Origin of the sequence: Rhodococcus shunpengi, assembly GCF_048381395.1 — a bacterium.
GTDB lineage: Bacteria > Actinomycetota > Actinomycetes > Mycobacteriales > Mycobacteriaceae > Rhodococcus.
Window position 1 is genome coordinate 828,931 of record NZ_JBLWIU010000012.1, and the last position, 26,264, is coordinate 855,194.

Consider the following 26,264-nt stretch of genomic DNA (forward strand, 5'->3'; position numbering starts at 1 on the left):
CATGACCGTCTACTCCACCGATCCGCAGCAGGTGCTGCGCACGATCAGGGACACACTCGTCGAACGGGTCGCGCCGGACGTCACCGGCGGTACCGCCCGGCTGGAACTGGCCGGTGTGGTCGAGGCACTCGACAATCTCGTCGCCCGCCTCGCATGGGATCCGGACGGGCTCGCACGCAGTCTCGAGCGCACCGAGGAACTCGCCGTCGCGCTGGGCCTGGATCCTGCCGGGAGCAACGACGTCGATGTGGCGACCCTGCGACGACGCCGGAGCGAGGTCGCCGACACCCTCGCCGCGACCTACCGCTCCGGTGCGAACGGAGACGAGATCGTCTCGGCGGTGAGTCGTTTCACCGATGACGACGTACGGGACCAGATCTCCGTGGCTCTGCGGTCCGGTCTTCCGGACTGACGGGCCCATCGGCATCTCGCTACCTTCCGACCGCAACGATCGAGGACGGCATCCATGCGCGTGCACGACCTGCTCGACCACTGGGCACGACGATTTCCGGACGAGGTCTACGTCACCGACGGGACCCGCACGCTCACCTGGCGTGAGATGCAGGACTGGACTCGGCGGGTGGGGAACTGGCTGGCTGCCAACCTCGAACCCGGTGATCGATTCGCCGTGCTCGACCGCAATTCGCTCGAGATGATCGCGCTCTACTTCGGTGCCTCACGGGCCGGTGTCGTCCCGGTTCCTCTCAACTTCCGGTTGGCTCCGGCCGAATGGAAGTACATCGTCGAGGACGCCGGATGTGTGCTCGCCGTCGTACACGAGGACTACGCCGAGGCCTTCACCGAAGTGGCCCCGGCCGAGACCACGGTGTCGATTCTCCGCGGCGGAGGCGAGGCCGTGATGGGATTCGCCGGCGACGTGCTCTCCTGCGGGACGGGCGATGTCGACCGCGACGTCCCGGAGGACGCGGTGTACCACCAGATGTACACGAGCGGGACCACCGGTAAACCCAAGGGTGCCATGGTGTCCCACCGGGCTGCCTGTATCAACGCGATGCAGATCCAGCTGGCACTGGACGCGAATCGCAAGCGCACACTGTGCGTGATGCCGTTGTTCCATGCGGGTGCCGCACTGCAGGTGCTCGCATACACGGCCGGGGGTTGCTCGATCCGCGTGGTGCGCGACTACGACCGAGCGGGCGTGCTGCGGGCGATGTCCGAACTACGCATCCAGCTGCTGACGCTGGCACCGGCGATGATCCAGGAGATGATCGCCGATCCGGTCGTCGCGGAACTCGACTTCACCGCCCTGGATCTCATGGTCTACGGCTCGGCGCCGATGGCGGTGGAGTTGGTGAGAAAGGCCATGGACATCTTCGGGTGCGACTTCGCGCAGGCCTACGGGATGACCGAATGCTGCGCAGTGGCAACCATCCTCGCACCCGAGGACCATCATCGTGCGCTCCGGTCGGATCCGGGCATCCTGGCCTCCGCAGGACGCGCCGTCATCGGCTCGGAGATTCGTGTGGTCTCGAGCGACGGTCACGAGTGCCCGACCGGCACGGTGGGGGAGGTGGCGGTCCGTGGGCCGCAGCTCATGAGCGGGTACTGGAAGCTCGAGGACGCCACCCGCGCGGTTCTCGACGGCGGATGGCTCCGTACCGGCGATGCCGGATATCTCGACGACGACGGCTTCCTGTACATCTCCGACCGCGTGAAGGACATGATCATCTCGGGAGGGGAGAACATCTACCCTCGTGAGATCGAAGAGGTCCTGTTCGGGCTGAAGGGCGTCGCGGACGTCGCCGTCATCGGTGTCCCCAGCGAACGGTGGGGAGAGAGTCCGGTGGCCGTGGTGGTCGCTGCCGAGGTCGCCGAACTCACCGAGGAGATCGTGCTCGCGCACTGCCGCGCGCATCTCGCCCGGTTCAAATGCCCCGTCTCCGTGGTCTTCGCGGACACCCTGCCGCGCAGCGCGGTCGGAAAGATCCTCAAACGCGAACTCCGTGCGCCGTACTGGGAGGGACACGGCCGCAACGTGAATTGATCCCCCTCGCCCATCGGCCGGTGCCCGTCGCGTTCCCGACGCGACGGGTCACCGGCTGTTCGTCGTGCAGTTGAACCCGAACATGCAGTACCGCAACGTAATCGGAAGTCGCGGAGATAGCGTGTTCCGTTGCGGTTCCCGGCACGGTCGGGTAGATATGTGATCCAGCGCATATCGCGCGGTCTCTCAGCGTGCAGTCGATGCATGGTCCGAACGCAAGGCGCGCTCGGTGGCTCGCTCAGCAGCACGTGTCCTTGCTCGAGGAGTGCATAGAGTGGACATTTTCCCTTTTCTCATCATCGGATTGGTGGCGGGCTCGGTATACGGTCTCGCCGCAGTCGGACTCGTCCTGACCTACAAGACGTCCGGCGTGTTCAACATCGGCCACGGCGCGTTGGCCGCCCTCGCCGCCTATTCGTTCTACGTGCTCGAGGTGCTGTGGGAACTGCCCTGGCTCGTCGCGGCGGCGATCACCGTGTTCGTCATCGGACCCGTCGTCGGGGTGCTCCTCGAATTCCTCGCCCGCCGACTGCAGGGCGCAGCCCTGACTTTGCAGGTGGCCGGAGTGGTCGGCATCCTGCTCGTCGTCCAGGCCGGCGTGGAGCTGATCTTCGGCTCCCAGAAGGTCCGACGGGTACCGCCCTTCCTGCCCGAGGGCAGCATCGAGGTCGGCGGCACCTTCGTGCAGTTCGAGGACATCGCGACCTTCGTGATCGCAGCGCTGGCGACGGCGGGACTGTGGGCGTTCCTGCGCTGGACCCGCACCGGCATCGCCATGAAGGCCGTGGTGCAGAACCCCGACCTGCTCGAGTTGGTCGGGCGCAGCGCCACCCGGGTCCGCCGCTGGGCGTGGATGCTCGGCACCGTGATGGCGTCGCTGTCCGGCGTCCTGCTCGCCCCGATCATGCCGCTCGACCCCGTCCAGCTGACGTTGCTGGTCGTCGCGGCCTACGCCGCCGCGGCGATCGGGGGATTCAGCAATCTTCCGGGCACCTTCGCCGGTGGGCTCGTCGTCGGTGTCCTCGCGTCCCTGGCGACGCGCTGGCTGACCGACGGCATCCTCGCCTCCCTGCCGGCCGCGCTCCCATTCGCCGTGCTCTTCGTCGTTTTGCTGTTCTTCCCGAAGAAGTACCTGGCCGACCGCACCGCGGTCCGGGTGCACCCGCGTCCGGCCTGGCGTGCCCCGCTCCGGCTCCAGGTGACCGCCGGCGTCGTCGTGCTCGCCTTCCTGGCGACCGTGCCGGCCTTCGCGGGCATCCACCTTGTGGACTGGACCGTGGCGCTGGCGATGGTCCTGGTCTTCCTGTCGCTGTCGCTGCTCGTCCACACCTCCGGGCAGGTCTCCCTCGCGCAGATCGCGTTCATGGCCATCGGTGCGGTGACGTTCTCCCATCTGCTGCAGGGTGCCGGTCTCAGCTGGCCGCTCGCCCTCGTCCTCGCCGGGGTCGTCGCGGTACCGATCGGCCTGGTGCTGGCGGTGCCGGCGATCCGGCTCGGGGGCCTGTACCTGGCCATCGCGACCTTCGGGTTCGGCATCTTCCTGCAGCAGATGTTCTACACCCAGGACTTCATGTTCGGCGCCGCGTCGTCGGGACTCGAGGTCCGTCGGCCGGTCACCCCGCTGGTCGACCTCACCTCGGACACCGGGTACTTCTACCTCGTCCTGGCGATCGTCGCGGTGGCCGTGCTCGCGGTGGCGGTGCTCGAACGAGGCCGGCTCGGCCGCCTGCTGACCTACATCAAGCAGTCGCCGAAAGCGGTGGAGGCCAGCGGTGTTCCGGCCGCGGTGACCCGCGTCCTCGTCTTCTGTGCGGCCGCCTTCCTCGCCGCGATCGGCGGTGCTCTCGCCGGGGCGGCCCAGCAGACGATCTCCGCGGACAGTTACGCCCCCATCGTGTCGCTGACGGTCTTCGTCATCATCGTGCTCAACGGCCCTGCGACCCCGTGGAACGGCATCGTCGCAGCCGCCGCCTACACGCTGGTCCCCAGCTACTTCCCGAGCACCGAAGTGGGCACCTATCTCCAGCTGCTGTTCGGCCTCAGCGCCATCGGCCTCGTTCTGCTCCCCCCGATCGGCCTGCCCCGCGCGGTGACGGAGTCGATCGACCGGTGGTTCCGCCGCCCGACAGACGACCGGAGCGAGTCGCCCGGGCGCGCCGCCGAGCGGAGCGAGTCGCCCGAGCGCCCTGTGCTCCCGGACGTCGCCACCGACGGTGTGGTCCTCGAAGCAAAGGACATCGACGTCGTCTTCGGCGGGGTCAAAGCACTCGACGGTGCTCGCATCGTCTGCCGGCCGGGGCGGATCACCGGGCTCATCGGCCCGAACGGTGCCGGCAAATCCACGATGTTCAACGCCGTGACCGGGCTGGTCGATCCGTCCTCGGGTTCGGTGACCCTCGGCGGCGCGGATCTCGGACGCAAGAGCCCCTCGGCCCGCGCACGGGCCGGGATCGGCCGCACCTTCCAGACGGCCGAACTGTTCGAGTCGATGACGGTCCGGGAGAACGTCGCGGCCGGTGCGGAAGGACGCACCGTCGGACTCGATCCGCGCACCCATCTGCACTCGTCGCCGTCCGAACGTGAACGGATCGACGCCGCCACCGAGGCCGCGCTCGTGGCATGCGGACTCGAGGAGCTGGCCGACCGGCACGTCATGAGCCTGCCCACCGGTATCCGGCGCATCGTCGAGGTCGCCCGCTGCCTCGCCGGCGGATATCCCGTGCTGCTCCTGGACGAGCCGTCGGCCGGTCTCGACCACAACGAGTCCGCCCGCCTCGGCGAGCTGATCCGGAAGGTCGCCGACGAACGCGGCATCGGAGTGATCCTCGTCGAGCACGACGTCTCCCTGGTGTTCGGCATCTGCGACGAGGTCTACGTCCTCGAATTCGGCCGGATCATCTTCGAGGGAACTCCGGCCGAGGCCCGGCGGTCGAGCGTCGTGCAGGCGGCCTATCTGGGCACCGAGGAGGACACCGCCGGCGCAGTCGCCGCGGCCGAACTGGAGGAGGTCAAGTGACGACATCGACGCTGGAGATATCCGCACTGACAGCGGGATACGGCCGCACGACCGTGCTGCGCGAGGTGAACCTGACCGTCGCACCCGGATCCGTCGTCGCCCTGCTCGGGCCGAACGGTGCCGGCAAGACGACCCTGCTGAAAACCATCGGTGGTCTGTTGGCCCCGATGTCCGGATCGATCCGGCTCGGCGGGCTCGACATCACCGGCCAGGGCGCGACGAAGCGTGCCGCAGCAGGGATCTGCCTGATCCCCGAAGGTCGCGGTGTCTTCCCCGGCCTTACGGTGCGGGAGAACCTGCTCCTCGCCGTCGACGGGCCCCTGAGCGACCACTACGACCTGGCCCTGGAGGTCTTCCCCGAGATCGGGCGGCGCCTGAACGCCAAGGCCGGAAGCCTGTCCGGTGGCCAGCAGCAGATGGTCGCCCTGGCCCGCGCATTCGTCCCGCGCAGTTCGATCGTCGTACTCGACGAGGTGTCGATGGGATTGGCGCCTCTGGTGGTCGACCAGATCTTCGCGGCACTGGCCGTGCTCCGGAAGGCGGGGAAGTCCGTTCTGCTCGTCGAGCAGTACGTCGGACGGGCACTCGCCGGCGCCGACGTGGTGCGCCTGCTCGATCGCGGACGCCTGTCGGAAGCACTCGAGCCGTCCGCCCTCGACGAGGACGAACTCACGAGTCGTTATCTGGGCATCGACGTGGCAACGGCCTGACCGGATCTTCCTTCCGCCTCGACCGGAGCGGAAGACGACAACCTACCAACTCTTTTCAGCAGAGGAGCCCTTGTGAAGAACACGATCCGAAGGTGCGTCGTGAGCGCGGCCGCCCTGAGCATGCTCGTCCTGGCGGGCTGTTCGAGCGCACAGGAGAGCGAACCTGCCGCAGCGCCCGAACTGACCGGGCCACCGATCGTCGTGGGAACGGTGTGCGGCTGTTCCGGTGTGTCCGCACCGACCCACGGGCGCGTGGACGACGTCGCCCAGGCCTGGGCGGACAGCGTCAACGCCTCGGGCGGTATCAACGGTCATCCCGTGAAGATCGTCGTCAAGGACATCGGGCAGGAACCGTCGAAGGCACTCGCCGCCGTCAAGAGCCTCGTCGAGGAGGAAGGCGCGGTCGCGATCGTCGGACCCATCACGGGAACGACCGGGTCGTGGCGTCAGTACGTCGAGGAGAAGGGCATCCCGGTGGTCGGAGGTGTGCCGTCCGACGGCACCTTCCTCGTCAGCGACGACTTCTACATCGCCGGGTCCCCGAACCCGGTGATCACCTACGGTCTGGTGAAGCTGGCAAAGGACGAAGGCACCACGAAGTTCGGTGTCGTGTACTGCTCGGAATCCCCGGTGTGTGCGGACTCCGATGCGCTGGCGGCGAAGTCCGCGGCGGACCTCGGTCTCGATTATCTGTCCGTCAAGGCCGCTGCCACCGCACCGAACTACACGGCCGTGTGCCAGACCATGAAGAACGAAGGCGTCGACGGCATCTTCCTGGCCCACATCGCCAGCGTGGACGTGCGGATCGCGGAGGACTGCCACAAGATCGGCTACAAGCCGCAGTTCTACACCTCCGCCGGGGCGCTCGGTAACGAGTTCGTGCAGTCCTCGGCGACGGACGGTGTGCTGTTCACCCAGTCCAACGCCCCGTACTTCGATCCGTCGGTTCCCGCGGTGGGGGAGGCGCACGAGATCCTGGACTCCCACTACGACGATCTCACCGACTCCGAGCAGTTCTCGGCCGTCGCCTTCGACCAGTGGATCGCGGGCAAACTGTTCGAGGCGGCCGCCGAGCAGGCACAACTCACCTCCGACTCGACCGGCGCCGACGTCACGCGGGGACTGCGCGAGCTGGACGGGGAGACCCTGGACGGCCTGGCACCGCCGCTGACCTATTCGGGAACCACCCGGACCTACCCGACCTGCTACTACGTCGGTGAAGTCCGTGACGGGGAACTGAAGGCGCGCAACGAGGGACAGACGATCTGCCTCGACGAGACCGATCTGCAGTCGGAACTGTTCGTCTCTGCCGGCTGAGAACACCTACCGTCTCTGCCGGCTGAGAACACCTACCGTCTCTGCCGGCTGAGAACACCTACCGTCTCCGCCGGCTGAGAACACCTCCTGCCGCTCGAACGGAACGGGCCGGATTCCCAGAGGGAATCCGGCCCGTTCGCATGGTCGGAGCAGGTCAGCCGATGCGGCGCTTCGTCGCGGTGAAGTCCGCCGGGTCGGGACGCTCGGTGCGGGCCCAGTAGTCGGCCACCGGCCACGGGGAGTTGGTGACGACCCGGCCGCGGGAGTTGCGGTAGTAGCTCGTCACGCCGTCCATCGCGTAGACCATCGTCGAGTTCGCCTCGTCGAGTTCGGCGTTGTACCGCTCGTACGGTTCGGGCTTGCACTCCAGCGCCGCGAGATCCTCGGACACGAGCCGGCCGATCGCCTCGACGACGTAGCGCACCTGGGCTTCGGCGATGGTGATGTAGCTGCCGCCGGGAGGATTCGTGTTCGGCCCGTACAGGAAGAACAGATTCGGGAATCCCGGGGTGGTGATGCCGAGATAGGCGCGCCCGTTGTCGTCGTCCCACATCTCGCGCAGCGAAGTGCCCTCGCGTCCGCGGATGTCCATGGGGAACAGGAACCGCTGCTGCTGGAATCCCGTGCACAGGATGAGGATGTCGATGTCGCGTTCCTCCCCGTCCGCCGTGACGAGTCCGGTCGGGGTGAGCCGCGCGACGCTGTCGGTGATCAACTCGACATGCGGCTTGCGCAGGGTGGTGAACCAGCCGTTGTCGATGAGAAGGCGCTTGCCGAAGGGCGGATAGTCGGGAAGGGTCTTGCGGCGTAGTTCCTCGTCGCCTGCGGTCTGGCTGTCGAGATAGGCGGTGAGATAAGCGCGGTAGGCGTCGTTGAGGGAACTGACGAGCTTGCCCTTCGTCTCCCGCTCCGGATCGACCGGCAGCGCGGCATAGGTCCGCTCGGTGTAGAGCCAGTACAGCCGGAAGCGGTACCAGCCCCGGTAGAACGGGATGTGGTCGAACAGCCAGTTCTTGCTGTCGTCGGTCTGCCGGAAGTAGTTCTCGTTCGGGGCGATCCACTGCGGCTGACGCTGCAGGACGACCATGTTCTCGACCTGGTCGGAGATCGCGACCACCAACTGCATCGCGCTGGCACCGCTGCCGACCACCGCGACGCGCTTACCGCGTACGTCGAGGTTCTCGGGCCACTGTGCGGAGTGGACGATCTCGCCGCGGAAGTCCGCGGCCCCTGCGAAATCCGGAACATTCGGAGTGCTGTGCAGCCCGGCTGCCGTCACCAGCGCGGTCGCGCGCAGTTCCTGCTTCTCACCGTCGGGACCGGTGACCGACAGGACCCAGTGCTGCTCGGTCTCGTCCCATGTGGCCGTCTCGACCGAATGACCGAACCGGATCCGATCGGTGACGCCGTACTCGTCGGCGACGTCCGAGACGTAGCCGAAGATCTCGTCGCGGCGGGCGAAGTGCTCGGACCAGTTCTTCGGGCGGAAGGAGAACGAGTAGAGGTCGCTGGGGATGTCCACCCGTGCCCCGGGATAGCGGTTCTCCCACCAGGTGCCGCCGAGGCGGTCGTTCCGCTCCAGAACGGTGTACGGGATACCGGCCCGCTCCAGGTTGATCGCGCAGGTCAGGCCGGAGATGCCGGCCCCCACCACGACGACACCGAAATCCTGCCGGTCGGAACGGATCCTCGAACCGACCTCGGTGGGGGTATAGGGAGCGAAACCGAGCTGCTCGGCGATCATCGGGGCGTAACGTTCGGAGACGGGCTCGCCCATGGCCGTGCTCATCAACCGGGCGAGCTCCGCGCCGGTCGGTGCCGGATGCGCGATCGGCTTGCCGTTGCACCAGTCCAGCACGGCGTCGGTCGCGGCTTCACGGATCTCCGCCTGGATCTGCGGGTCGAGACCACCGTCGTTGTGTTCCTCGTACCCCTTGGTGGGTGTCGGAACATACGGGGGCGACAGCCATTTCTCCTCGCCGGTCAATTGGTAGAGGACGGGGAGCAGGCACGGGATGTTGCCTGCAGCGACGGCTGTGCGCACGGTATCGCGGTCGAGTGCGGGATCCGGGGGGATTGCCAGGCTCATATCGCGTCCTTCCGGTTGTGGGACGAAGTAGTGGTACGGGAGGTCAGGGATCTCGAGGCGTCACGAAAGGTGCTCGAGGGAAGCCGTTTTCATCGAAGGCGACCCGTAGCGTCGCGGAGCGACGAGTGCTCTCGGGGTCCGGATGGGCTCTCTCCTGACGTGCTGTTAATCGTAACTATGGCAGTGTGCGGGAGTCAATGACGCGTCCACTAGGGATATCAGGGTCTTTAGTTAGTCACTGTTGTGGACTTGTAGCCGGGCGGTGCGATGGTCGAGCGTGTGCGAGGGCGCCGGCGCTGGATCGATTGATCCTTAGTCGTTACTAACACTACGGTCTTACGTGCCAGTAGAGAGCGGTATTGACGCAATGAATCGCTAGAGTTACGGTTCACAACCGTACCGGCTACCCGGGGTGCCGGGCCCGTACGAATCTCCCTCTCGAAGGATCGCTGTTCCCAGGGCGTGACTCCCTGCGCGCCGAATACGCTTCGATGTAAGTATCGGTTATGCACACGGAAAAGTACGAAATGCGCCTACCTGGGAGTTAGTACCTTGACATTAGCGGTAACTATGTTAGCTTGATCACACCGGAGCGCTTCGTGAATCTGCTTCGGGGGCTCCGTAGGGACCAAGAACGCCGGTTGCGTGGAAGACACTCGAATGGTGGGGCACGCCGCCGGATCACCTCCGCACGAAAGGCATGAAACATGACCGAGACGCTGAGCCCGGAGACGGTCGCCAGTAGCGCCCGTGAAGCCGACTACCTCCAGCGCGCGCGTTCCATCGCACCTCTCATCAGGCAGGAAGCTGCCGCCATCGAGCGCGAGCGCACCCTCACGAAGCCGGTTGCCGACGCCTTCGTCGAACAGGGCCTCCACGGAATGCTGGTCCCGGAAGAGCTCGGCGGCGGAGGGCTGCTGCCCAGCGAGGGCATGCGGGTCTTCGAAGAAGTCGCGAAGTCCGACGCCTCGACCGGATGGGCGTGGATGGCCAGCGAGTGGGGCACCGCCGGTGTCGTCGGATATCTCGCCCCGGATATCGCGAAAGACCTTCTGAGCCGCGACGAGCCGTTCATCGTGGCCGGCCAACTTCTTCCCCGGTACCCCGGTATCCAGGTCGAGGGCGGCTACATCATCGACGGCCGTTACTCGTTCGCGAGCGGCTCCGACCACGCGACCTGGGTCGGCGCCGGGTTCTTCGTCGCAGACGAGCAGGGGAACCCGATCCTCGGCGAGAACGGGCAGCCGCAGGCCCGTATCGCCCTGCTCCCCAGGAGCGAAGCGGAGTTCCACAAGAACTGGGACGTCTGGGGACTCGCCGGAACGGGCAGCCACGACTACACGATCACCAAGACGTTCGTCCCCGCCGAGCACACCACCCCGACGTTCGGTGGCACGCCGACCCGCTCGGAAACGATGTACAGGCTGACCAACGAATTCGCCGGCGGTCTGCCCCACGCCCCCATCGCGCTCGGAATCGCTTCCCGCGCGCTGGAACTGGTGGCCTCCCTGACGGCCAACAAGGTTCGCCCCACCTACTCGGTGCCGGTGGGCGAGGCCGAGATCTTCCGCATCGATTTCGGCCGCAAGGAAGCCGAACTGCAGGCCGCGCGACTGTACTGCTACGACGTCGTCCGCGCCGCCGAGGACGCCGTGAACTCCGGCCGACCGATCACGCCCGAGCACATCGCCCGCGCCCAGCAGATGCTCGCGTGGGTGCACGAGGTCTGCGCGGACGTCGTGACATTCGCCCACCGGTGGGGCGGCAGCGCGAGCATCGCCTCGACGAGCACCCTGGGCCGTTTCGTCCGCGACATGAACGTGGCGACACAGCATCTGCTCGTCGACCAGAAGATGCTGGCGGATGCCGCAACGGTCCTGCTGCCGATCTACGCGCAGGCCGAGGCCTGACCGATCGACCTCGCACTACGAACCCGGACGACCCGTGTCGTGCGGCCGGTCTCCGGTGAACTCCGGACCCGGCGCACCACGGGTCTCCGGGTTCGGTGCGCTGTGTACCCCCGACCGGCCCACCATCGGGTGGGCCGACGAGTGTGAGAGGCACCCACGATGGGCCATTACAAGAGCAATCTCCGCGACGTGGAGTTCAACCTGTTCGAGCTGCTCGGCCGAGACCGCGTGCTCGGGACCGGCCCGTTCGAGGAGGTCGACCCCGAGACGGCGCGGATCGCGTTGAGCGAGGTCGACCGCCTCGCCCGCGAGGAACTCGCCGCGTCGTTCGAGGATTCCGACCGCCACCCGACCGTCTTCGACCCGCAGACCCACACGGTCACCGTGCCCCCCTCCTATGCGGCGACCTACAAGACGTGGATGGATGCGGAGTGGTGGCGGCTGCGTGTGCTTCCCGAACTCGGCGGGACGAATGCGCCCAGTTCACTGAACTGGGCACTCGCCGAGTTCGTGCTCGGCGCGAACCCCACCCTGTGGACGTACGTCGGGTTCCCCACGGCCACACGGGTGATCTGGCGCCACGGCACCGAGCGGGACCGGAAGATCGCCCGAATCGCCGCGGAGAAGCACTGGGGCGCAACGATGATGCTCACCGAACCCGACGCCGGATCCGACGTCGGTGCCGGTCGCACCAAAGCGACCCCGAACGAGGACGGCACCTGGAACATCTCCGGTGTCAAGCGATTCATCACCGCCGGCGAGCACGACCTGACCGACAACATCGTCCACATGGTCCTCGCGCGCCCGGTGGGTGTCGAGGGCGCGGGCGGACCGGGAACCAAGGGCCTGAGCCTCTTCCTCGTCCCCAAGTTCCACTTCGACCTCGAGACCGGTGAACTGACCGGCGAACGCAACGGCGTGTACGTCACCAACGTCGAGAAGAAGATGGGCGTCAAGGTCTCCGCCACCTGCGAAATGACCCTTGGGGCGGACGAGCCGGCGCAAGGCTGGCTCCTCGGGGAGGTCCACGACGGCATCAACCAGATGTTCGACGTCATCGAGGACGCCCGGATGATGGTGGGGTCCAAGGCCATCGCGACACTGTCCAGCGGCTATCTCAATGCTCTCGAGTACGCCAAGGTGCGTGTGCAGGGATCCGACCTCGCCCGCTCGTCCGACCGGTCAGCGCCCCGCGTGACCATCACCGCGCACCCCGACATCCGACGATCTCTGCTCACCCAGAAGGCGTACGCCGAAGGACTGCGGTCGCTGGTGCTGTACACGGCGACCTGGCAGGACGAGATCGCACTGCGCAATGCGGCAGGAGAGGACGCGACGCTCGCCGAGGCGGTCAACGATCTGCTCCTCCCCGTCGTCAAGGGTTACGGCTCCGAACGCTCGTGGGTCGTCCTGGGCACCGAAACCCTCCAGACCTTCGGTGGATCCGGCTATCTCCAGGACTACCCGATCGAACAGTACGTACGCGACGCCAAGATCGACACCGTCTACGAGGGCACCACCGCGATCCAGGCGCAGGACCTGTTCTTCCGCAAGATCGCCCGGAACAAGGGTGTGGCATTCGGGCATCTGCTGGACGAGATCACCTCGTTCGCCGACGATGCCTCCGCCGCAACCGATCTTGCGACCGAACGCGACCTGCTGCTCGAGGCGGCCGACAGTGTCCGGGCGATCGTGGAGAAGATGACGGCCGATCTCGTCCGGTCGAATCCGACCGTCGCCGACGGGGACGAGCGCAATGTCTACAAGGTCGGACTCAACGCGACCCGATTGCTGTACGCGATCGGTGATCTGGTCGTCGCCTGGCTGTTGCTGCGCAGCGCCGCGGTCGCTCTGCGCGCACTCGGCGGTGAGGTCGATGCAGCCGACCGCACCTTCTACGAAGGCAAGATCGCTGCGGCCCGCTTCTTCGCTCGCAACATCCTTCCGTCGACGATCGCAGAAGCACGGATCGCCACCGACGTCGACGTCTCCGTCATGGATCTCGACGAAGCGTCGTTCTGACGTCATCCGCCCCGAGAACACACGATGCGCGCCCGATCGGATCGGGCGCGCATCGTCGTGTATGCGGAGACGGCGGTCAGGGCGTACCGACGGCCGAGTCTGCTACCTGCTCCTCCCAGTACGGTGCCTTCAGCCGGCGCTTGAACAACTTGCCGGTGTCCTCCCGGGGCAGGCTCTTCTCGAACACCACGACCTTCGGCACCTTGAATCGGGCAAGGCGCATCTCGACGTGGCGACGCACATCGTCCTCGGTGAGGGTCGCACCGGGATCGGGTTGGATGTGCGCAGCGATAGCTTCGCCGAACTCGGGATCGGGGATCCCGAACACCGCCGCGTCGGCCACTCCGTCGAGGCCGAGGATCACCGCTTCGATCTCGGCGGGATAGATGTTGACGCCACCGGAGATCATCATGTCGTTGCGGCGATCGCTCAGATACAGGAATCCGTCGGCGCCCACATGTCCGATGTCGCCCACCGTGACGTAGCCGTCGATCTCCATCCCGCGCCGCTTGGCGTCGTCACCCAGATAGGTGAAATCGGGCCAGGCGGAGAACGGCCTCAGATAGATGTCGCCGTCCTCACCTACGGGTGCATCGTTGCCGTCGGCACCCACGATGCGGACCGCCGCGTCGGACAGCGGCCTGCCCACGGTTCCCGGATGAGCGAGCCATTCCTCGCTCGTACAACACACGGCAGCACCGGATTCGGAGCCACCGTAGTACTCGTGGACGATGGGACCGAGCCAATCGATCACGGCGCGCTTGACGTCGGGTGGGCACGGTGCGGCGGCGTGGACGACCGAGGTCAGGGACGACAGGTCGTACCGTGCGCGGACGTCTTCCGGCAGCTTCAGCAATCGGACGAACATGGTGGGAACCACCTGCAGATGTTCGATCCGGCGTTCCTCGATCGTCCGGAGAAGGCCCTCCGGATCGAAACGCGGCATTATCTCCACATCCATCCCCAGGGCGAACGCGAACTGGAACTGGGTGTTCGGAGCGGTGTGGTACATCGGGGCGGCGACCAGGGTCGATCGCGCCTTCCCGAACGCGAACGCCTCGATGACGACGCCGTGCAGGGCCGCGACCTTCTCCGGCGGCGTCGGTCGCCGCAGGATGCCCTTGGGGGGGCCGGTGGTCCCCGACGTGTAGATGACGCTCATCGGGGGATCCGTGATCCCGGTCATGTGCGGTTCGTGAGCGGCGATCAGATCCTCGATGTTCGGGTACCGCCCCGACAACGGCGGGATATCGGTGCCGTAGGCGTCTGCCAGTACCGCCGGGACCGGGACCTCGACGATCCGCGCGTCGGAGGGCAACACGGATTCGACCTTCGACAACAGGTCGGTGTGCACCAGCACGACCCGGGCGCCGCTGTCCGCGAGTACGTGTCCGAGATCGTCGGTGTTGCCGTGCCAGTTCGCGGGAACGGGCACGACGCCGATCGCAGCGCCGGCGAGCGTGGCCTCGACGAAGCCGATCTCGTTGCGCATCACCAGTGCGTAGCGATCACCGTGCTCCACACCGAGGCCCGCCATGGCCCCGGCGATCCGTGCCGCCCGCTCACGGATCTGCGCATGGGTTCGGATGTCGTTGCCGCACCGGACCGTTGCCTCGTGGGTCATCGCGGATCCTCCTCTTCGGCGCGCACGATGCACAGAGCGTCGACCGCGACCAGCCCGTCGTCGGTGACGAGGAGCGGGTTGATGTCGAGCGATTCGATCCACCCGTGGCACGCTGCGGCGAGCTTTCCGAAACCGACGAGCAGTTCCGTGAGCTGCTCCAGATTCCACGGGGCCGAGCCACGGTAGCCGTGCATCAGCTTCAGATCGCGGAACTCCTCGATCAGCTCTTCGGCGTCGATCCTGGTCAAGGGTGCCGGGCGCCCGCCGACTCGTTCGAGGATCTCGACCAGGATGCCGCCGATTCCCAGCACCACCATGGGGCCGAGTTCGCTGCGGCCCTCGATCCCCACCAGCAGCTCACCCCTGGCAGTGGTCATGGGCTGGACGGCGACGAGGTCGGGGACGGCGTGCCGATGCGCAAGTTCGCGCATGCGGCTCACCGTGTCCTCGAGGTCCGCCGCGTCGACGTTCAGAGCCACGGCGCCGAGTTCGGTGCGGTGCGGGACATCGGCGAGCTTCACCGCATAGGGGCCGGCGAAGTCCGGCGCGGCACGGCCCTCGGAGTCGACCGTGCAGTACGGCGCGGTCGGGATGCCGAAACGCTGCAGCAACTCCATGGCCTGCGAGAACGGGAGGAACCGTCGTCCATCACCGGTATCGATGGTGAGGACGGCCGGACGAGCGACCGGTGCGACGGGCTCGGCGAGCGGACGATGGACCGCTCGATCGCGCACGAAGGTGCCCATCGTCCGGAGACCGCGAAGAGTGCCCCGCAACCCGTATCCGAGAGCCACACTTCCGTCGTCACCGATCACTTCCTCGGCGAACGAACCGACCGGGCCCGCGCCGGCCGCGATGGCGACGGGTTTTCCGAACCGTCGTGCGGCCTGTACGACGTCGTCGATGAGGCGACGGTATACGGGGGAGTCGTCGGTCTCGCCCCACATGTTCACGAACACGACCGCATCGAGCTCGGGGGAACCGACATAGCGTTCGACGATGTCCGTCCAGAAGGTCGCGCCGAAACCGGTGGTGTCGAGGGGATTGGGGACGGTGATGCCGGGGATGGTGGTGCGGACCCACTCGGCGAGGTCGTCGAGAGGAGGCAGCGAGAGTCCTTCGGCTTCGGCCAGATCGTATGCGAGAGAGGCGAAACCTCCTGTTCCCGCGACGACCCCCACACGTTCGACGGTGTTCCACTTGGCGGGATCGAGCTGCCCGACGATCGAGAGCCGGTCGACGAGCTCCTCGAGGTCGTGTGCGAGCTGGATACCTGCCCGCCGGAACGCCACGTCGTAGGCCCACGCGTTTCCGGCGAGGGCGCCGGTGTGCGAGGCGGCCATCTGCTGGGTGCGGCTGCTCCGTGCGAGTTTGAGGGCCACGACGGGTTTGCCCGCGGCGATGCACCGCCGGGCCGCGCGGAAGAACGCCTCGGGGCGGCGGATGCCCTCCACGATGAGGCCGATGGCGGCGGTCTCCGGATCGGAGGCCAGGAAGTCGAGGTAGTCGGCGATGTCGGTGGTTGCTTCGTTCCCCGCGGAGATGAGGCGGGAGATGCCGATACCGGTGCGGCGACCCGCAGTGACCGCGACGCCTCCGATCATGGCGCCGCTGTGGGAGACGATCGATACGCCACCGGCCGGCGGGCGGTAGTCGGCCGATGCCGTCAGGTTGAGGCTGCGGGGAACGCTGATATACCCCAGGCTGTTCGGGCCGACGAGCGCCATGTTGCCGCGCTCCGCGGCGGCGACGAGCCGACGCTGCAACTCCTCGCCCTCCGGCCCGACCTCTGCGAAGCCGGCGGCGTAGATGACGAGTCCTCCGCAGTCGAGTTCTGCACACTCCTCGGCCAGCGCCACCGTGCGCTCGGCGGACATCACGGACAGCACTGCGTCGATCGGTTCCGGAATCTCCGTCACCGAGCGGTGGGTGGGCCGACCGAGGACCGTGGGTGCACTCGGATGGACGAAGTAGACCCGTGCAGCGCTGTCGAGTGTCGGCCGGATGAAGGGCGCGACCGGCGACTTGTCGCTCAACCCGACGATCGCGATGGTCGACGGGTTCAGCACACGTTCCAACGACGAGGTTGCGCGGGCATCGAAATGCTGTGTGCGCGAGGATTCGTCGTCCGAGATGAGAGTCATGGTCGGGGACCTCCGATCTAGAGGGATCGTCTGGGCGGAATGTCGGTGATACGGCGGGGTCGGGGCGAGGAGATGCCGGTGTCGGTGCCGCATCGGGCACAGGTTTCGCCGGCGTGGACCGGTCTCGGTGCAGGCCGTGGCGACTACTCCCCGGAATTTAACACCGTGAACACCCGTTATGGCTACACATGGTCTCTCAGCAAAAAAGTCCAGGGAAATGTCTTCCATAGTTAATGGTAACTATGTAACATCGCTCACAACCCGACTTGATGCGTCGTCGGGATTCGAACTCGATCTTTCGGAGGATCCATGGCCAGGAGCGAAGCGCTCGTACGTGCCGAGAAGATGTGGGTGGAAGGCTTCCCCGACCCCGCGACTGCGACGGTCGACGATCTGCGTGAGGCCTACGACCGGTTGTTCCTGCAGTTCCCCCTGCCCGAGGGGGTCGAACCGGTCGAAGGTGAGGTCGGTGGCGTTCCCGTCCTGTTCGTCACCGCCGAAGGCGCGGCACAGGACAAGGTCCTCGTGTGGTTCCACGGTGGCGGATACATCATGGGCAGCCCACGCGGGTTCCAGGAGCTCGGACACAACCTGTCGCGTGCATCCGGCGTGACCGTCGTCCTGCCCGACTATCGACGAGCACCGGAGAACCCGTTCCCGGCTGCGGTCGACGACGGTGTCGCGGTCGTGTCGGCTCTGGTCGCGCAGTACGGTGCCGGCAACGTTGCTGCCGGTGGGGACTCCGCCGGAGGCGGGCTCGCGCTCGCTGCCCTGACGGCGGTTCGCGACAAGGGCGAAAAGATTCCTGCTGCAGTCGTGTTCATCTCGGCAATGCTCGATCTCACGGCGAGCGGCAGCAGCGTGGACGAGTTCGACGGCCAGGACGTCGCGGTCTCGCGTGGCTCCATCGGCAATGTCGGCGAGGCGTATCTGCAGGGGCACGATCCGAAGGACCCCCTGGCATCACCGCTCTTCGCCGACCTGCACGACCTTCCGCCCGCCCTGTTCCTCGTCGGCTCCCGCGAGGTCCTTCTCGACGACTCGCGTCGGGCCGCGGCAGGAATCGTCGAACGCGGCGGCTCGGCGAGCGTGTCCACCTACGACGACATGGTCCACGTGTGGCCCCTGTTCTCGTCCATCCTTCCCGAAGGCATCCAGGCTGTTGACGAAGCCGGAGCGTTCATCAAGAAGAACCTCGGACTCTGACGGTCCGACACCAGGCCTGCGGGTGCCGCGCCGGCGGTGCGGCACCCGCGTCCCAAAGCGACGGTCGGGGCCGATATTTCCGACTCGTCCCGACCCGAACAGTACATACGAAAGGCGCCCGAGATGGCCGAACGACAACTCGACGATCTGGCGATGCGATTCCGCGACGCCATGTCTGCGGTGTGCACGCCCGTCGCGGTGGTGACGGCGATGGACGGTGAACGTCCCCACGGCACGACGGTCAGTGCATTCGCTTCGTTGTCGATGTCCCCACCGTCGGTCCTCGTCTCCCTCGATCGCGGTTCGGACCTGCTGTCCCTCGTCCTCCGCTCGAGCACCTTCGGCATGAACGTCCTGGGCAGTGCCCAGTCCGCGCTCGCCGCGCAGTTCGCCCGCAAGGGCACCGACAAATTCGACGGGGTGTCCTGGCGAGCCGACGCAGGAGTGCCGCGCCTGGCCGACGTCCCGCACTGGCTCGCAGCCGAGGTGATGGACGCCGTCGACGCGGCGGACCACACCGTCGTCTTCGGCCGGGTGGTGCAGGTCGCGAGTGCGGAGATCGCACCTCTGACCTACCACGCGCGGGTGTTCGGAACCCACGCAGCACTTCCCGAGACGGCCACGACCGGCGGTGGAGCGCAACGATGACATATGCGGAACAGGTCGAGAGCGCAACGGATTCCGACGCGGCGCTGCGGAGGGCCAGAGAATCCTTCGCCGCCGTGTTCGGGAACGGCCGGCTGTCGCTCGCCGAACTCCGGCACAATCTCGACACGATGATGCTCGAATCCGAGCTCGCGGAGGACGTCTCCGTCGAGGAAGTCGTCGTCGGCGGAGTCGAATCGCTGCGCGTGACGGCCGGATCGGACATCGACGACAACGTTCTCGTCTGGTTCCACGGTGGTGGCTACGTCATGGGCAGTCCCCACGGATACCGGCATGCAGCCGCGGCCCTGTCACGCGCTCTCGGCTCGGCGGTCGTCCTCCCCGATTATCGACTCGCCCCGGAACATCCGTTCCCGGCCGCACTCGACGATGCCGCTGCCGTGATCGATGCGCTCGTCTCCGAGTACGGTCCGGAACACGTTGCCGTCGGCGGTGATTCTGCCGGCGGTGGACTCACTGTGGCGACGCTGGTGCACGCCCGGGACCGCGGAGCAGTGCTCCCCGCGGTTGCGGTGGCAGTGTCGCCGCTGGCGGATTTCACCGCGTCGGGGGAGAGCGTCGCCACCAACCGCGACACCGATCCGGTCATCACGGAGCGTTCCCTCGGCATGCTCGCGGCGACCTACCTCCGCGGGCACGACCGGGACCACCCCCTCGCCTCACCCGTCTTCGCCGATCTGTCCGCGCTTCCGCCGATCCTGTTGCTGGCCAGCGACAGCGAGATCCTGCTCGACGACGCGGTGCGGATCGACCGGCGGGTGCGAGAGGCCGGTGGCGACAGCACACTGTCCGTCTACGCGGACACCTGCCATGCGTGGACGCTGTTCACCGATTTCCTCCCACGAGCACGCGACGGTGTCACCGAGATCGCCGACTTCGTCAGGAAGGTCCTGCCATGACCGTCAGCATTGCCGACGATGGTTCGGTCCGCCACATCCTGATCGATCGACCCGAGCGGATGAACGCCGTCGACAAGGAGACGCTGCACCGTCTGGCCGATGCGATCGAGGCCGCCGGCGACGATCCCGCGGTGCGGGTGATCGTGGTGTCGGGCACGGGCCGAGCCTTCTGTGCCGGTGGTGATCTCGACGTCGACGATCCGCTGTCGGTCGAGAACACCGCCGACACCTCCGACGCGGCCGCCCGCTGCATCGCTGCGATCACACGCGTACCCTGCACGGTCGTCGCGGCGGTTCGCGGACCCGCGATCGGGGTGGGTGTATCGATCGCTCTCGCTGCGGACATGACGGTCGTCCGGTCCGACAGCTACTTCTCGATGCCGTTCACCTCGATCGGTCTCATGCCCGACGGCGGTGCCACCGCTCTCGTCGCGGCATCGGTCGGCCGCGCGGTGTCCCTGCGCATGTCGTTGCTCGGAGAACGCGTGAGCGCATCCGACGCGTTCCGTACCGGCCTGGTCGCCGCGGTGTACGAACCGAATGTCTTCGAGTCGGAACTCGGTGCCCTGATCTCCCGGTTGAGCACGGTGTCGCGCGAAGCGGTCACGGAGACGAAATTCGCGATCAACGGTGCCACCCTCGACGAACTCGAGCGTGCGTTCGCCCGGGAACGCGAGGGTCAGATCCGACTGACCACGACGGACGAATTCCGCAATGCCGTCGAGGCATTCATGGCCAAGCGGACCAGGGCCGCAGAGCAGTAGAGGGGCAATCATGTCGATCGCTGATATCCGTCGGACGTTCCGTGTCGATGCGCGCTGCCCGGCCGGTGCCCGTGTCCGGCGTGCTGCCGCCGACGTCGCCACAGGCAGGACGATAGTCCTGCTCGATCCCGCTCGTGGGGAGTCGAGGCTGGTCGTGGCAGCCGAACACGCGACCACCGAATCGTTGGCGTTCATGATCCGGCACACCTCGGGATACGTGGAAGGCGCGGTATCCGAGGAGAATTGCGAACGACTTCATCTTCCGTGCATGTGGCCGTTCGGTGATACGAACAGTTCGGTACCGGCAGTGACCGTGGACGCAGTGGAGGGTGTGACCACCGGCATCTCCGCGGCCGACCGGGCCCACACGATCAGGACCATCGCGGACCCGCGGACCGGTCCGTCGGCGCTGTCCCGGCCGGGCCACGTGGCTCCCGTCATCGCACGGAACGGCGGAGCGGGATTCGCCGAATCCGTCGTGCAGTTGATGAAGGTCGCGGGTGTGCGTCCGATGGCCGCACTGTGCGAACCGGTCTCTCCCGTCGATCCGACGAGAATGGCGACCGAGAAGGAGAGCATCGACTTCGCAACCGACCACGCACTGACCTTCCTGTCGGTGTTCGACCTGGCCGTGTATTCCCACTGAGTTCTGCGATCCGACCTGTCGGCGCGCTCGCTTCGTTCGAGGAGTTCCCTTGTCCTTCGTCGTGACACAGCCCTGCTGTAACGATGCCGCCTGTGTCCAGGTGTGTCCTGTCGACTGCATTCGGCCGACCCCCGACGACCCGCAGTTCCGGTCCACGGAGATGCTCTACATCGATCCGAAGACCTGCATCGACTGCGGTGCGTGCATGGAGGCATGTCCGGTCGAAGCGATCCACCACGAGGACGAACTGCCGGAAGACCAGGTGCGCTTCCGTGAGATCAATGCGGAGTACTTCGAACGGCACCCCCTCGTCTCCTCCGGGATCCCGTACGAGAAGCCGACTTCGGCCAGGATTCCGAAGCAGGAAACACCGCTGCGGGTCGCGGTGGTGGGCTCGGGACCGGCCGGTATCTACGCTGCGGCCGAGTTGATGGGACGGATGCCCAACGGCAGCGTGGAAGTCGAGATGTTCGAACGGCTTCCGACGCCGTGGGGACTCGTACGTGCCGGCGTCGCACCCGATCATCTCGCCACCAAGGCCGTGACCGACGTCTTCCGGAGGATCACCGGCAAACCGGGACTCCGCTTCCATCTCAACGTCGAGATCGGCCGGCACCTCACACACGACGAACTGCTCGAGCATCACCATGCCGTCGTCTATGCGGTCGGTGCGCTCGACGATCGCAGACTCGATGTTCCCGGGGCCGAGCTTCCCGGCAGCGAAGCCGCCACGGACTTCGTCGCCTGGTACAACGGGCATCCGGACTACGCCTCCTGCCGATTCGATCTGCGCAGCGAGCGCGCGGTGATCGTCGGGAACGGGAACGTCGCGCTCGACATCGCCCGCATGCTGGTGACGGATCCGGACGATCTCGTCCGGAGCGACATGGCCGAGCACGCTCTGGAGGCGCTGCGTGGCAGCCGGATCCGTGAAGTCGTCGTGCTGGGAAGGCGAGGAGCGGCACAGGCCGCCTACACGACGCCCGAACTGCTCGCCCTGGGACGTCTCCCCGGCGTGGATGTCGTGGTCGATCCGGACGAACTCGAAGCGGGGCGCGTCCCCGAGGCGGAGGTGCCCTTCACCACGGATCTCAAGACCCGCGTCGCGCGCGAATACGCCGCAGCGGTTCCCGACCCGGCCCACAAACGGATCGTCCTCCGTTACCTGGCGTCACCGACACGAATCCTCGGGGAGGACCGGGTCGAGGGCGTCGAGATCACCCGCAACGAGCTCGTGAGAAACGACGACGGAACCGTCACCGCTCGCGCGACCGGGCATCGCGAGGTCATCGAGACAGGACTGGTGCTGCGGTCGATCGGCTTCCGCGGCAGATCGGTTCCCGGTGTGCCGTTCGACGACCGAGCGGGCGTGATACCCAACCTCGACGGCAGGGTCATGGATCCGCGAACCGGGAGTTCCCTACCCGGGGTCTACACGACAGGCTGGGTCAAACGGGGGCCGTCCGGGGTGATCGGCACCAACAAACAGTGCGCACACGATACGGTGACGGCGCTCATCGACGACTTCCTGGCCGGCCGACTTCCGGACCCGTCCGGTGACAACGGGCGCAATGCGCTCGACGAGCTCGTCCGTGACCGCCGTCCCGAGGTGGTCGACAGGAAGGGATGGCTCGCCATCGACGGCGCGGAGCGAGCACGTGGGCGAGAGACGGGGCGTCCGCGTGTGAAGATCACCGACATCGGCGAGATGCTCGAAATCGCGCAGGTCGGCGCGCCCGTGACGACCTCAGGAGCATGATCACGCGCGGGCGACACGGGCGACTTTCCTCCTGTCGGAGGGGAGGGATATGGTCGGGCGCATGATCATCGTGAGCACCGACGGATCCTGCCTTCGCAATCCCGGTGGCGCCATCGGGTGGGCGTGGGTCAATCACGAGGGGCCCAGCGCGTCGGGCGGTGAGCGTTCGGGCACGAATCAGATCGCCGAGCTCCGGGCGGTGCTCGAGGCACTGCGGGCGCATCCCGGCGCCGAGCCGATGATCATCGAATCCGATTCGCAGTACGCGATCAAGTGCGCCTCCGAATGGCTGCCCGGATGGAAGCGCAAGGGCTGGAAGACAGCCACCGGCGCGCCGGTGAAGAACCTCGAACTCGTGCGCGCCATCGACCGCGAGCTCACCGACCGCACCGGTCCGGTGCGGTTCCGCTGGGTGCGCGGCCACGTCGGCAACCACTTCAACGAGATGGCCGACACGCTCGCCGGCCAGGCCGCCCGCGAGATCGCGGCGAAGCCCGGACCGATCGAGGTGCCCAGCACGCCTGTGGTCGCGCACAAGCCACCGAAGCGCGCCGACGACGCCGAACTGACCTTGTTCTGAGTCAGTAGTAGACGGCGAGGCGGCCGTTGGGTCCTTCGACGCACGTCACCGAAGTATCGAAGACGCGCGTCAAGGTCTCGTCCACCAAGATCTCTTCCGGGGTTCCGAACTCGACGACCTTGCCGTCCTTCATCGCGCAGATCCGGTCCGCGTAGTGGCCTGCGAAATTGATGTCGTGAAGCACGATGACGACCGTGCGCCCCATTTCGACGGCCACCTTGTGAAGATGCTTCATCATCTGGACCGAATGCTTCATGTCCAGGTTGTTCAGCGGTTCGTCCAGGAGGATGTAGTCGGTGTCCTGGCACAGCACCATGGCCACATAGGCTCGCTGGCGTTGTCCGCCGGACAATTGGTCCAGGTAGCGGTGTTCGAGGTCGGTGAGGTCGAAGAACTCGATGGCGTTGCTGATGGCCTCCTCGTCCTTGCGGGTGAGACGGCCCTTCGAGTGCGGGTATCGGCCGAATCCCACGAGTTGCCGCACCGTAAGGCGGGTGACGAAGTGGTTCTCCTGGCGGAGGATCGAGACGATCTTCGCGAGGTCCTTCGATGCAGTGCTCGAAACGTCGTAGCCGGCAATCTCGATGGTGCCGGCGTCGGCCCCGAGCAAGCGGCCCACGATGGTCAGCATCGTCGACTTGCCCGCACCGTTCGGTCCGACCAGGGCCGTGATGCCGCCTGCGGGAATGGTCAGATCGATCTCACCGATCGTGACCGTCTTGCTGTACTCCTTACGGAGACCCTTGATCTCGATCACAGTCTGCCCTTCCGAAGAATCACGTAGAGGAAGGCCGAGCCGCCGACGGCCTCGATGATGATGGACACGGCACCCTCCGCGTAGAAGATGTTCTTCAGGACGAAGTAGGCGCCCCCCAGGATGACGAACCCGGTCAGGATCGCCACCGGGAACACGAAACGGTGATCGTGCGTGGTCGCGAACTGGTAGGCCAAGGTCGCGACGAGGAAGCCGAGGAACGTCAGAGGGCCGACGAGCGCGGTGGTGGTGGCCATGAGGACCGACACGAGAAACAGTACGAGCATGATCTCTCGGCGATGGTCCAGGCCGAGATTCGTGGTGATGTCCTTGCCCAGCGCAATGATGTTGAGTCTGCGGGAACGCCACCACAGTGTTCCTGCCGCCCCGATGCACAGCGGGATCGCCAGCGGTAGGTAGGACGCATCCGCATTGGACACCGACCCGAACAGTTTGGCGGTGAGGATGTCGAACTCGCTCGGGGTGAGCATGCGCTGCATGAAGGTCGCCACGGATCCGAGACCGCCACCCAGGACGATGCCGACGAGGAGCATCACCTGCATGTTCCCGTACTTGCCGGAGAGCAGCCATCCGTAGAGCATCAGCGAGAAGCCGACCATCAATACGACCATGAGTGCGAACTGCGGCACCCCCGTGAGCGCCGTGACGCCGACCGCGCCCAGGAAGAAGACGGCGGCGGTCTGGATCGCGACGTAGAGGGCCTCGAATCCCATGATCGACGGGGTGATGATGCGGTTGTTCGTCGCAGATTGGAACGAGACCGTCGCAACGGCCTGGCAGACGACGACGATCGCGATCACGACCAGGTTGGTCGCGCGCATCTGTGTGATCCGCCAGAAGCCCGCGGTCCCGAACGGCATCGGATTGTCCCAGGTCACGATACCCACGGCGATGACGACCGAGAGGAGCGCGAGAGTCCCCACGAGAATCCAGTAGCGGCGTAGCTGGCGCGCGGTCGCGAATGCGCCGGAGCCTGTGCGCTCGGCCCTTGTTGCAGTTGCGGCGGTCGGCGGGGCTGTGGGGATCGATGCCGTGGGGATCGATTCTGCCGGGGAGATCGAGTCGGTGATGTCAGACATTGCGGCGACTCCGCAGAAGCATGGCGATGAAGACGACGGAGCCGACGACGCCGAGGATGAGCGATACCGGGATCTCGAACGGCATGATGATCGTCCGGCCGATCAGGTCGCAGACGGTCACGATGGCGATACCGAGCAGGCAGACCCAGGGGAGGTTGCTGCGCAGATCGTCGCCGCGGAACATCGACACGATGTTGGGGACGATGAGCCCGAGGAAGGGAAGCGAACCGACCACGACGGTGACCACTCCGGTGGCGACCGCGATGAGGCCGGTTCCCAGCAGGATGATGCGGTTGTAGTTCAGGCCGACGTTGGTCGCGACGTCCTCACCGAGACCGGCGACGGTGAACCGGTCGGCGGCGATGAACACCAGGACCGCGACGATTGCGACGATCCAGAGAACCTCGTACTGGCCCTTGATGATCGACGTGAAACTCCCTGCGAACCAGATGCCCAGGCTCTGGAGTTTGTCGGTGGCGAGAGCGATGTAGGTGGTGATGGAGCCGACGACGGCGCCCAGCATGATGCCGACGATGGGCACGATCAGCGACGAGGACAGTTGCACTCGCCGGAGGAACAGGAAGAAGATCATCGTTCCGATGAAGGCCGCCACGACGGCACCGATCATCCTCGGCAGAAGACCCGCGGTGGGGACCACGATCATCATGATCAGCAATCCCAATCCTGCCCACTCCGTCGTGCCGGTGGTGGTCGGTTCGACGAAGCGGTTCTGGGTGAGCAACTGCATGACGAGTCCGGACATCGCCATCGCGGCCCCGGCCAGCACCAGGGCGATCGTGCGGGGGACGCGGGTGATGTTGAACATTTCCCAGCCGAAGTCACCGCCGAAGATGTCGAACACCCCGGTGAACAGTGAGGCGATCAGCAGGGCGCCGACGCCGAGGAAACCCAGCAGCAGTTTCCAGTCGAAAAGTCTTTCCCGCGTTCGGGACGGTAGGGCTTGGGTCGTCATTTCGGCATCTCTGCTCCGGAAGCACGTCGGCCGTGGACCCGGCTCGTGGCCGAGTCCACGGCGGTCGACGCTGTGGTTCA

At 66.4% G+C, this 26,264-nt stretch carries 20 protein-coding genes; 14 read left to right on the forward strand and 6 right to left on the reverse strand.

Going from position 1 to position 26,264, the window contains the following annotated elements:
• Position 1 precedes the first annotated feature (1 nt).
• The 5 genes from ACNJ7K_RS09140 (at position 2) to ACNJ7K_RS09160 (ending at position 7,048) form a co-directional block, all read left to right on the forward strand.
• Complete coding sequence (locus ACNJ7K_RS09140) at positions 2-412, forward strand: hypothetical protein (protein ID WP_120280599.1); 411 nt, start codon at positions 2-4, stop codon at positions 410-412.
• A gap of 54 nt (positions 413-466) precedes the next feature.
• On the forward strand, positions 467-2,005 hold the full coding sequence (locus tag ACNJ7K_RS09145) for a long-chain-fatty-acid--CoA ligase (protein ID WP_120280598.1): 1,539 nt from the start codon (positions 467-469) through the stop codon (positions 2,003-2,005).
• Between the two features lie 274 nt (positions 2,006-2,279).
• The gene (locus tag ACNJ7K_RS09150; RefSeq protein ID WP_120280597.1) at positions 2,280-5,021 is read left to right on the forward strand and encodes an ABC transporter permease subunit; all 2,742 of its coding nucleotides are present in this window, start codon (positions 2,280-2,282) and stop codon (positions 5,019-5,021) included.
• Positions 5,018-5,731, forward strand: a complete 714-nt coding sequence (locus tag ACNJ7K_RS09155) for an ABC transporter ATP-binding protein (RefSeq protein WP_487041507.1) — start codon at positions 5,018-5,020, stop codon at positions 5,729-5,731. The genes ACNJ7K_RS09150 and ACNJ7K_RS09155 overlap by 4 nt, the downstream gene beginning before the upstream one ends.
• Before the next feature lie 99 nt (positions 5,732-5,830).
• Complete coding sequence (locus ACNJ7K_RS09160; RefSeq protein ID WP_487041508.1) at positions 5,831-7,048, forward strand: ABC transporter substrate-binding protein; 1,218 nt, start codon at positions 5,831-5,833, stop codon at positions 7,046-7,048.
• Positions 7,049-7,202: 154 nt separating this feature from the next.
• Here the strand turns inward: ACNJ7K_RS09160 and ACNJ7K_RS09165 are convergent, their stop codons facing one another.
• On the reverse strand, positions 7,203-9,137 hold the full coding sequence (locus ACNJ7K_RS09165; protein WP_487041509.1) for a flavin-containing monooxygenase: 1,935 nt from the start codon (positions 9,135-9,137) through the stop codon (positions 7,203-7,205).
• A gap of 707 nt (positions 9,138-9,844) precedes the next feature.
• Between ACNJ7K_RS09165 and ACNJ7K_RS09170 the strand changes: the two genes are divergently transcribed.
• Complete coding sequence (locus ACNJ7K_RS09170; protein WP_487041510.1) at positions 9,845-11,047, forward strand: acyl-CoA dehydrogenase family protein; 1,203 nt, start codon at positions 9,845-9,847, stop codon at positions 11,045-11,047.
• Positions 11,048-11,206: 159 nt separating this feature from the next.
• Positions 11,207-13,069, forward strand: a complete 1,863-nt coding sequence (locus ACNJ7K_RS09175; protein WP_487041511.1) for an acyl-CoA dehydrogenase — start codon at positions 11,207-11,209, stop codon at positions 13,067-13,069.
• A 76-nt stretch (positions 13,070-13,145) separates the two neighbouring features.
• On the opposite strand, the gene ACNJ7K_RS09180 is transcribed toward ACNJ7K_RS09175, so the two are convergent.
• Together ACNJ7K_RS09180 and ACNJ7K_RS09185 are read right to left on the reverse strand one after the other, a co-directional pair.
• The gene (locus ACNJ7K_RS09180; protein ID WP_487041512.1) at positions 13,146-14,693 is read right to left on the reverse strand and encodes an AMP-binding protein; all 1,548 of its coding nucleotides are present in this window, start codon (positions 14,691-14,693) and stop codon (positions 13,146-13,148) included.
• Positions 14,690-16,837 carry an acetate--CoA ligase family protein gene (locus ACNJ7K_RS09185; protein ID WP_487041513.1) on the reverse strand — a complete coding sequence of 716 codons (2,148 nt, stop codon included), beginning with the start codon at positions 16,835-16,837 and terminating at the stop codon, positions 14,690-14,692. The genes ACNJ7K_RS09180 and ACNJ7K_RS09185 overlap by 4 nt, the downstream gene beginning before the upstream one ends.
• Positions 16,838-17,146: 309 nt before the next feature.
• Between ACNJ7K_RS09185 and ACNJ7K_RS09190 the strand changes: the two genes are divergently transcribed.
• The 7 genes from ACNJ7K_RS09190 (at position 17,147) to ACNJ7K_RS09220 (ending at position 23,357) form a co-directional block, all read left to right on the forward strand.
• Positions 17,147-18,043, forward strand: a complete 897-nt coding sequence (locus tag ACNJ7K_RS09190) for an alpha/beta hydrolase fold domain-containing protein (RefSeq protein WP_487041514.1) — start codon at positions 17,147-17,149, stop codon at positions 18,041-18,043.
• Positions 18,044-18,166: 123 nt separating this feature from the next.
• Entirely contained in the window at positions 18,167-18,691 is a 525-nt protein-coding gene (locus ACNJ7K_RS09195; RefSeq protein WP_487041515.1) for a flavin reductase family protein, read from the forward strand.
• Complete coding sequence (locus tag ACNJ7K_RS09200; RefSeq protein WP_487041516.1) at positions 18,688-19,608, forward strand: alpha/beta hydrolase; 921 nt, start codon at positions 18,688-18,690, stop codon at positions 19,606-19,608. The genes ACNJ7K_RS09195 and ACNJ7K_RS09200 overlap by 4 nt, the downstream gene beginning before the upstream one ends.
• On the forward strand, positions 19,605-20,372 hold the full coding sequence (locus tag ACNJ7K_RS09205; protein ID WP_487041517.1) for an enoyl-CoA hydratase-related protein: 768 nt from the start codon (positions 19,605-19,607) through the stop codon (positions 20,370-20,372). The genes ACNJ7K_RS09200 and ACNJ7K_RS09205 overlap by 4 nt, the downstream gene beginning before the upstream one ends.
• A 10-nt stretch (positions 20,373-20,382) precedes the next feature.
• The gene (locus ACNJ7K_RS09210; protein ID WP_487041518.1) at positions 20,383-21,018 is read left to right on the forward strand and encodes a 3,4-dihydroxy-2-butanone-4-phosphate synthase; all 636 of its coding nucleotides are present in this window, start codon (positions 20,383-20,385) and stop codon (positions 21,016-21,018) included.
• A gap of 49 nt (positions 21,019-21,067) precedes the next feature.
• Positions 21,068-22,777, forward strand: a complete 1,710-nt coding sequence (locus ACNJ7K_RS09215; protein WP_487041519.1) for an FAD-dependent oxidoreductase — start codon at positions 21,068-21,070, stop codon at positions 22,775-22,777.
• Positions 22,778-22,838: 61 nt separating this feature from the next.
• A complete protein-coding gene (locus ACNJ7K_RS09220) occupies positions 22,839-23,357 on the forward strand; it encodes a ribonuclease H family protein (protein WP_026061190.1) in 519 nt (172 codons plus the stop codon).
• Between the two features lies 1 nt (position 23,358).
• Here ACNJ7K_RS09220 and ACNJ7K_RS09225 read toward each other — a convergent pair whose 3' ends face one another.
• From ACNJ7K_RS09225 to ACNJ7K_RS09235, 3 genes are read right to left on the reverse strand one after another with little or no spacing between them, the layout of a single operon-like run.
• Positions 23,359-24,114, reverse strand: a complete 756-nt coding sequence (locus tag ACNJ7K_RS09225) for an iron ABC transporter ATP-binding protein (RefSeq protein WP_487041520.1) — start codon at positions 24,112-24,114, stop codon at positions 23,359-23,361.
• The gene (locus ACNJ7K_RS09230) at positions 24,111-25,211 is read right to left on the reverse strand and encodes an iron chelate uptake ABC transporter family permease subunit (protein ID WP_487041521.1); all 1,101 of its coding nucleotides are present in this window, start codon (positions 25,209-25,211) and stop codon (positions 24,111-24,113) included. The genes ACNJ7K_RS09225 and ACNJ7K_RS09230 overlap by 4 nt, the downstream gene beginning before the upstream one ends.
• Positions 25,204-26,184, reverse strand: a complete 981-nt coding sequence (locus ACNJ7K_RS09235) for an ABC transporter permease (protein WP_120280582.1) — start codon at positions 26,182-26,184, stop codon at positions 25,204-25,206. Before ACNJ7K_RS09235 ends, ACNJ7K_RS09230 begins: the two co-directional genes overlap by 8 nt.
• Between the last annotated feature and the right edge of the window lie 80 nt (positions 26,185-26,264).

Coding starts and splice junctions, on each gene's coding strand:
- ACNJ7K_RS09210 (WP_487041518.1), top strand. CDS start 20,383: ATGTCGATCGCTGATATCCGTCGGACGTTCCGTGTCGATGCGCGCTGC.
- ACNJ7K_RS09165 (WP_487041509.1), bottom strand. CDS start 9,137: ATGAGCCTGGCAATCCCCCCGGATCCCGCACTCGACCGCGATACCGTG.
- ACNJ7K_RS09205 (WP_487041517.1), top strand. CDS start 19,605: ATGACCGTCAGCATTGCCGACGATGGTTCGGTCCGCCACATCCTGATC.
- ACNJ7K_RS09180 (WP_487041512.1), bottom strand. CDS start 14,693: ATGACCCACGAGGCAACGGTCCGGTGCGGCAACGACATCCGAACCCAT.
- ACNJ7K_RS09190 (WP_487041514.1), top strand. CDS start 17,147: ATGGCCAGGAGCGAAGCGCTCGTACGTGCCGAGAAGATGTGGGTGGAA.
- ACNJ7K_RS09230 (WP_487041521.1), bottom strand. CDS start 25,211: ATGTCTGACATCACCGACTCGATCTCCCCGGCAGAATCGATCCCCACG.
- ACNJ7K_RS09175 (WP_487041511.1), top strand. CDS start 11,207: ATGGGCCATTACAAGAGCAATCTCCGCGACGTGGAGTTCAACCTGTTC.
- ACNJ7K_RS09170 (WP_487041510.1), top strand. CDS start 9,845: ATGACCGAGACGCTGAGCCCGGAGACGGTCGCCAGTAGCGCCCGTGAA.
- ACNJ7K_RS09220 (WP_026061190.1), top strand. CDS start 22,839: ATGATCATCGTGAGCACCGACGGATCCTGCCTTCGCAATCCCGGTGGC.
- ACNJ7K_RS09145 (WP_120280598.1), top strand. CDS start 467: ATGCGCGTGCACGACCTGCTCGACCACTGGGCACGACGATTTCCGGAC.
- ACNJ7K_RS09185 (WP_487041513.1), bottom strand. CDS start 16,837: ATGACTCTCATCTCGGACGACGAATCCTCGCGCACACAGCATTTCGAT.
- ACNJ7K_RS09200 (WP_487041516.1), top strand. CDS start 18,688: ATGACATATGCGGAACAGGTCGAGAGCGCAACGGATTCCGACGCGGCG.
- ACNJ7K_RS09195 (WP_487041515.1), top strand. CDS start 18,167: ATGGCCGAACGACAACTCGACGATCTGGCGATGCGATTCCGCGACGCC.
- ACNJ7K_RS09235 (WP_120280582.1), bottom strand. CDS start 26,184: ATGACGACCCAAGCCCTACCGTCCCGAACGCGGGAAAGACTTTTCGAC.
- ACNJ7K_RS09140 (WP_120280599.1), top strand. CDS start 2: ATGACCGTCTACTCCACCGATCCGCAGCAGGTGCTGCGCACGATCAGG.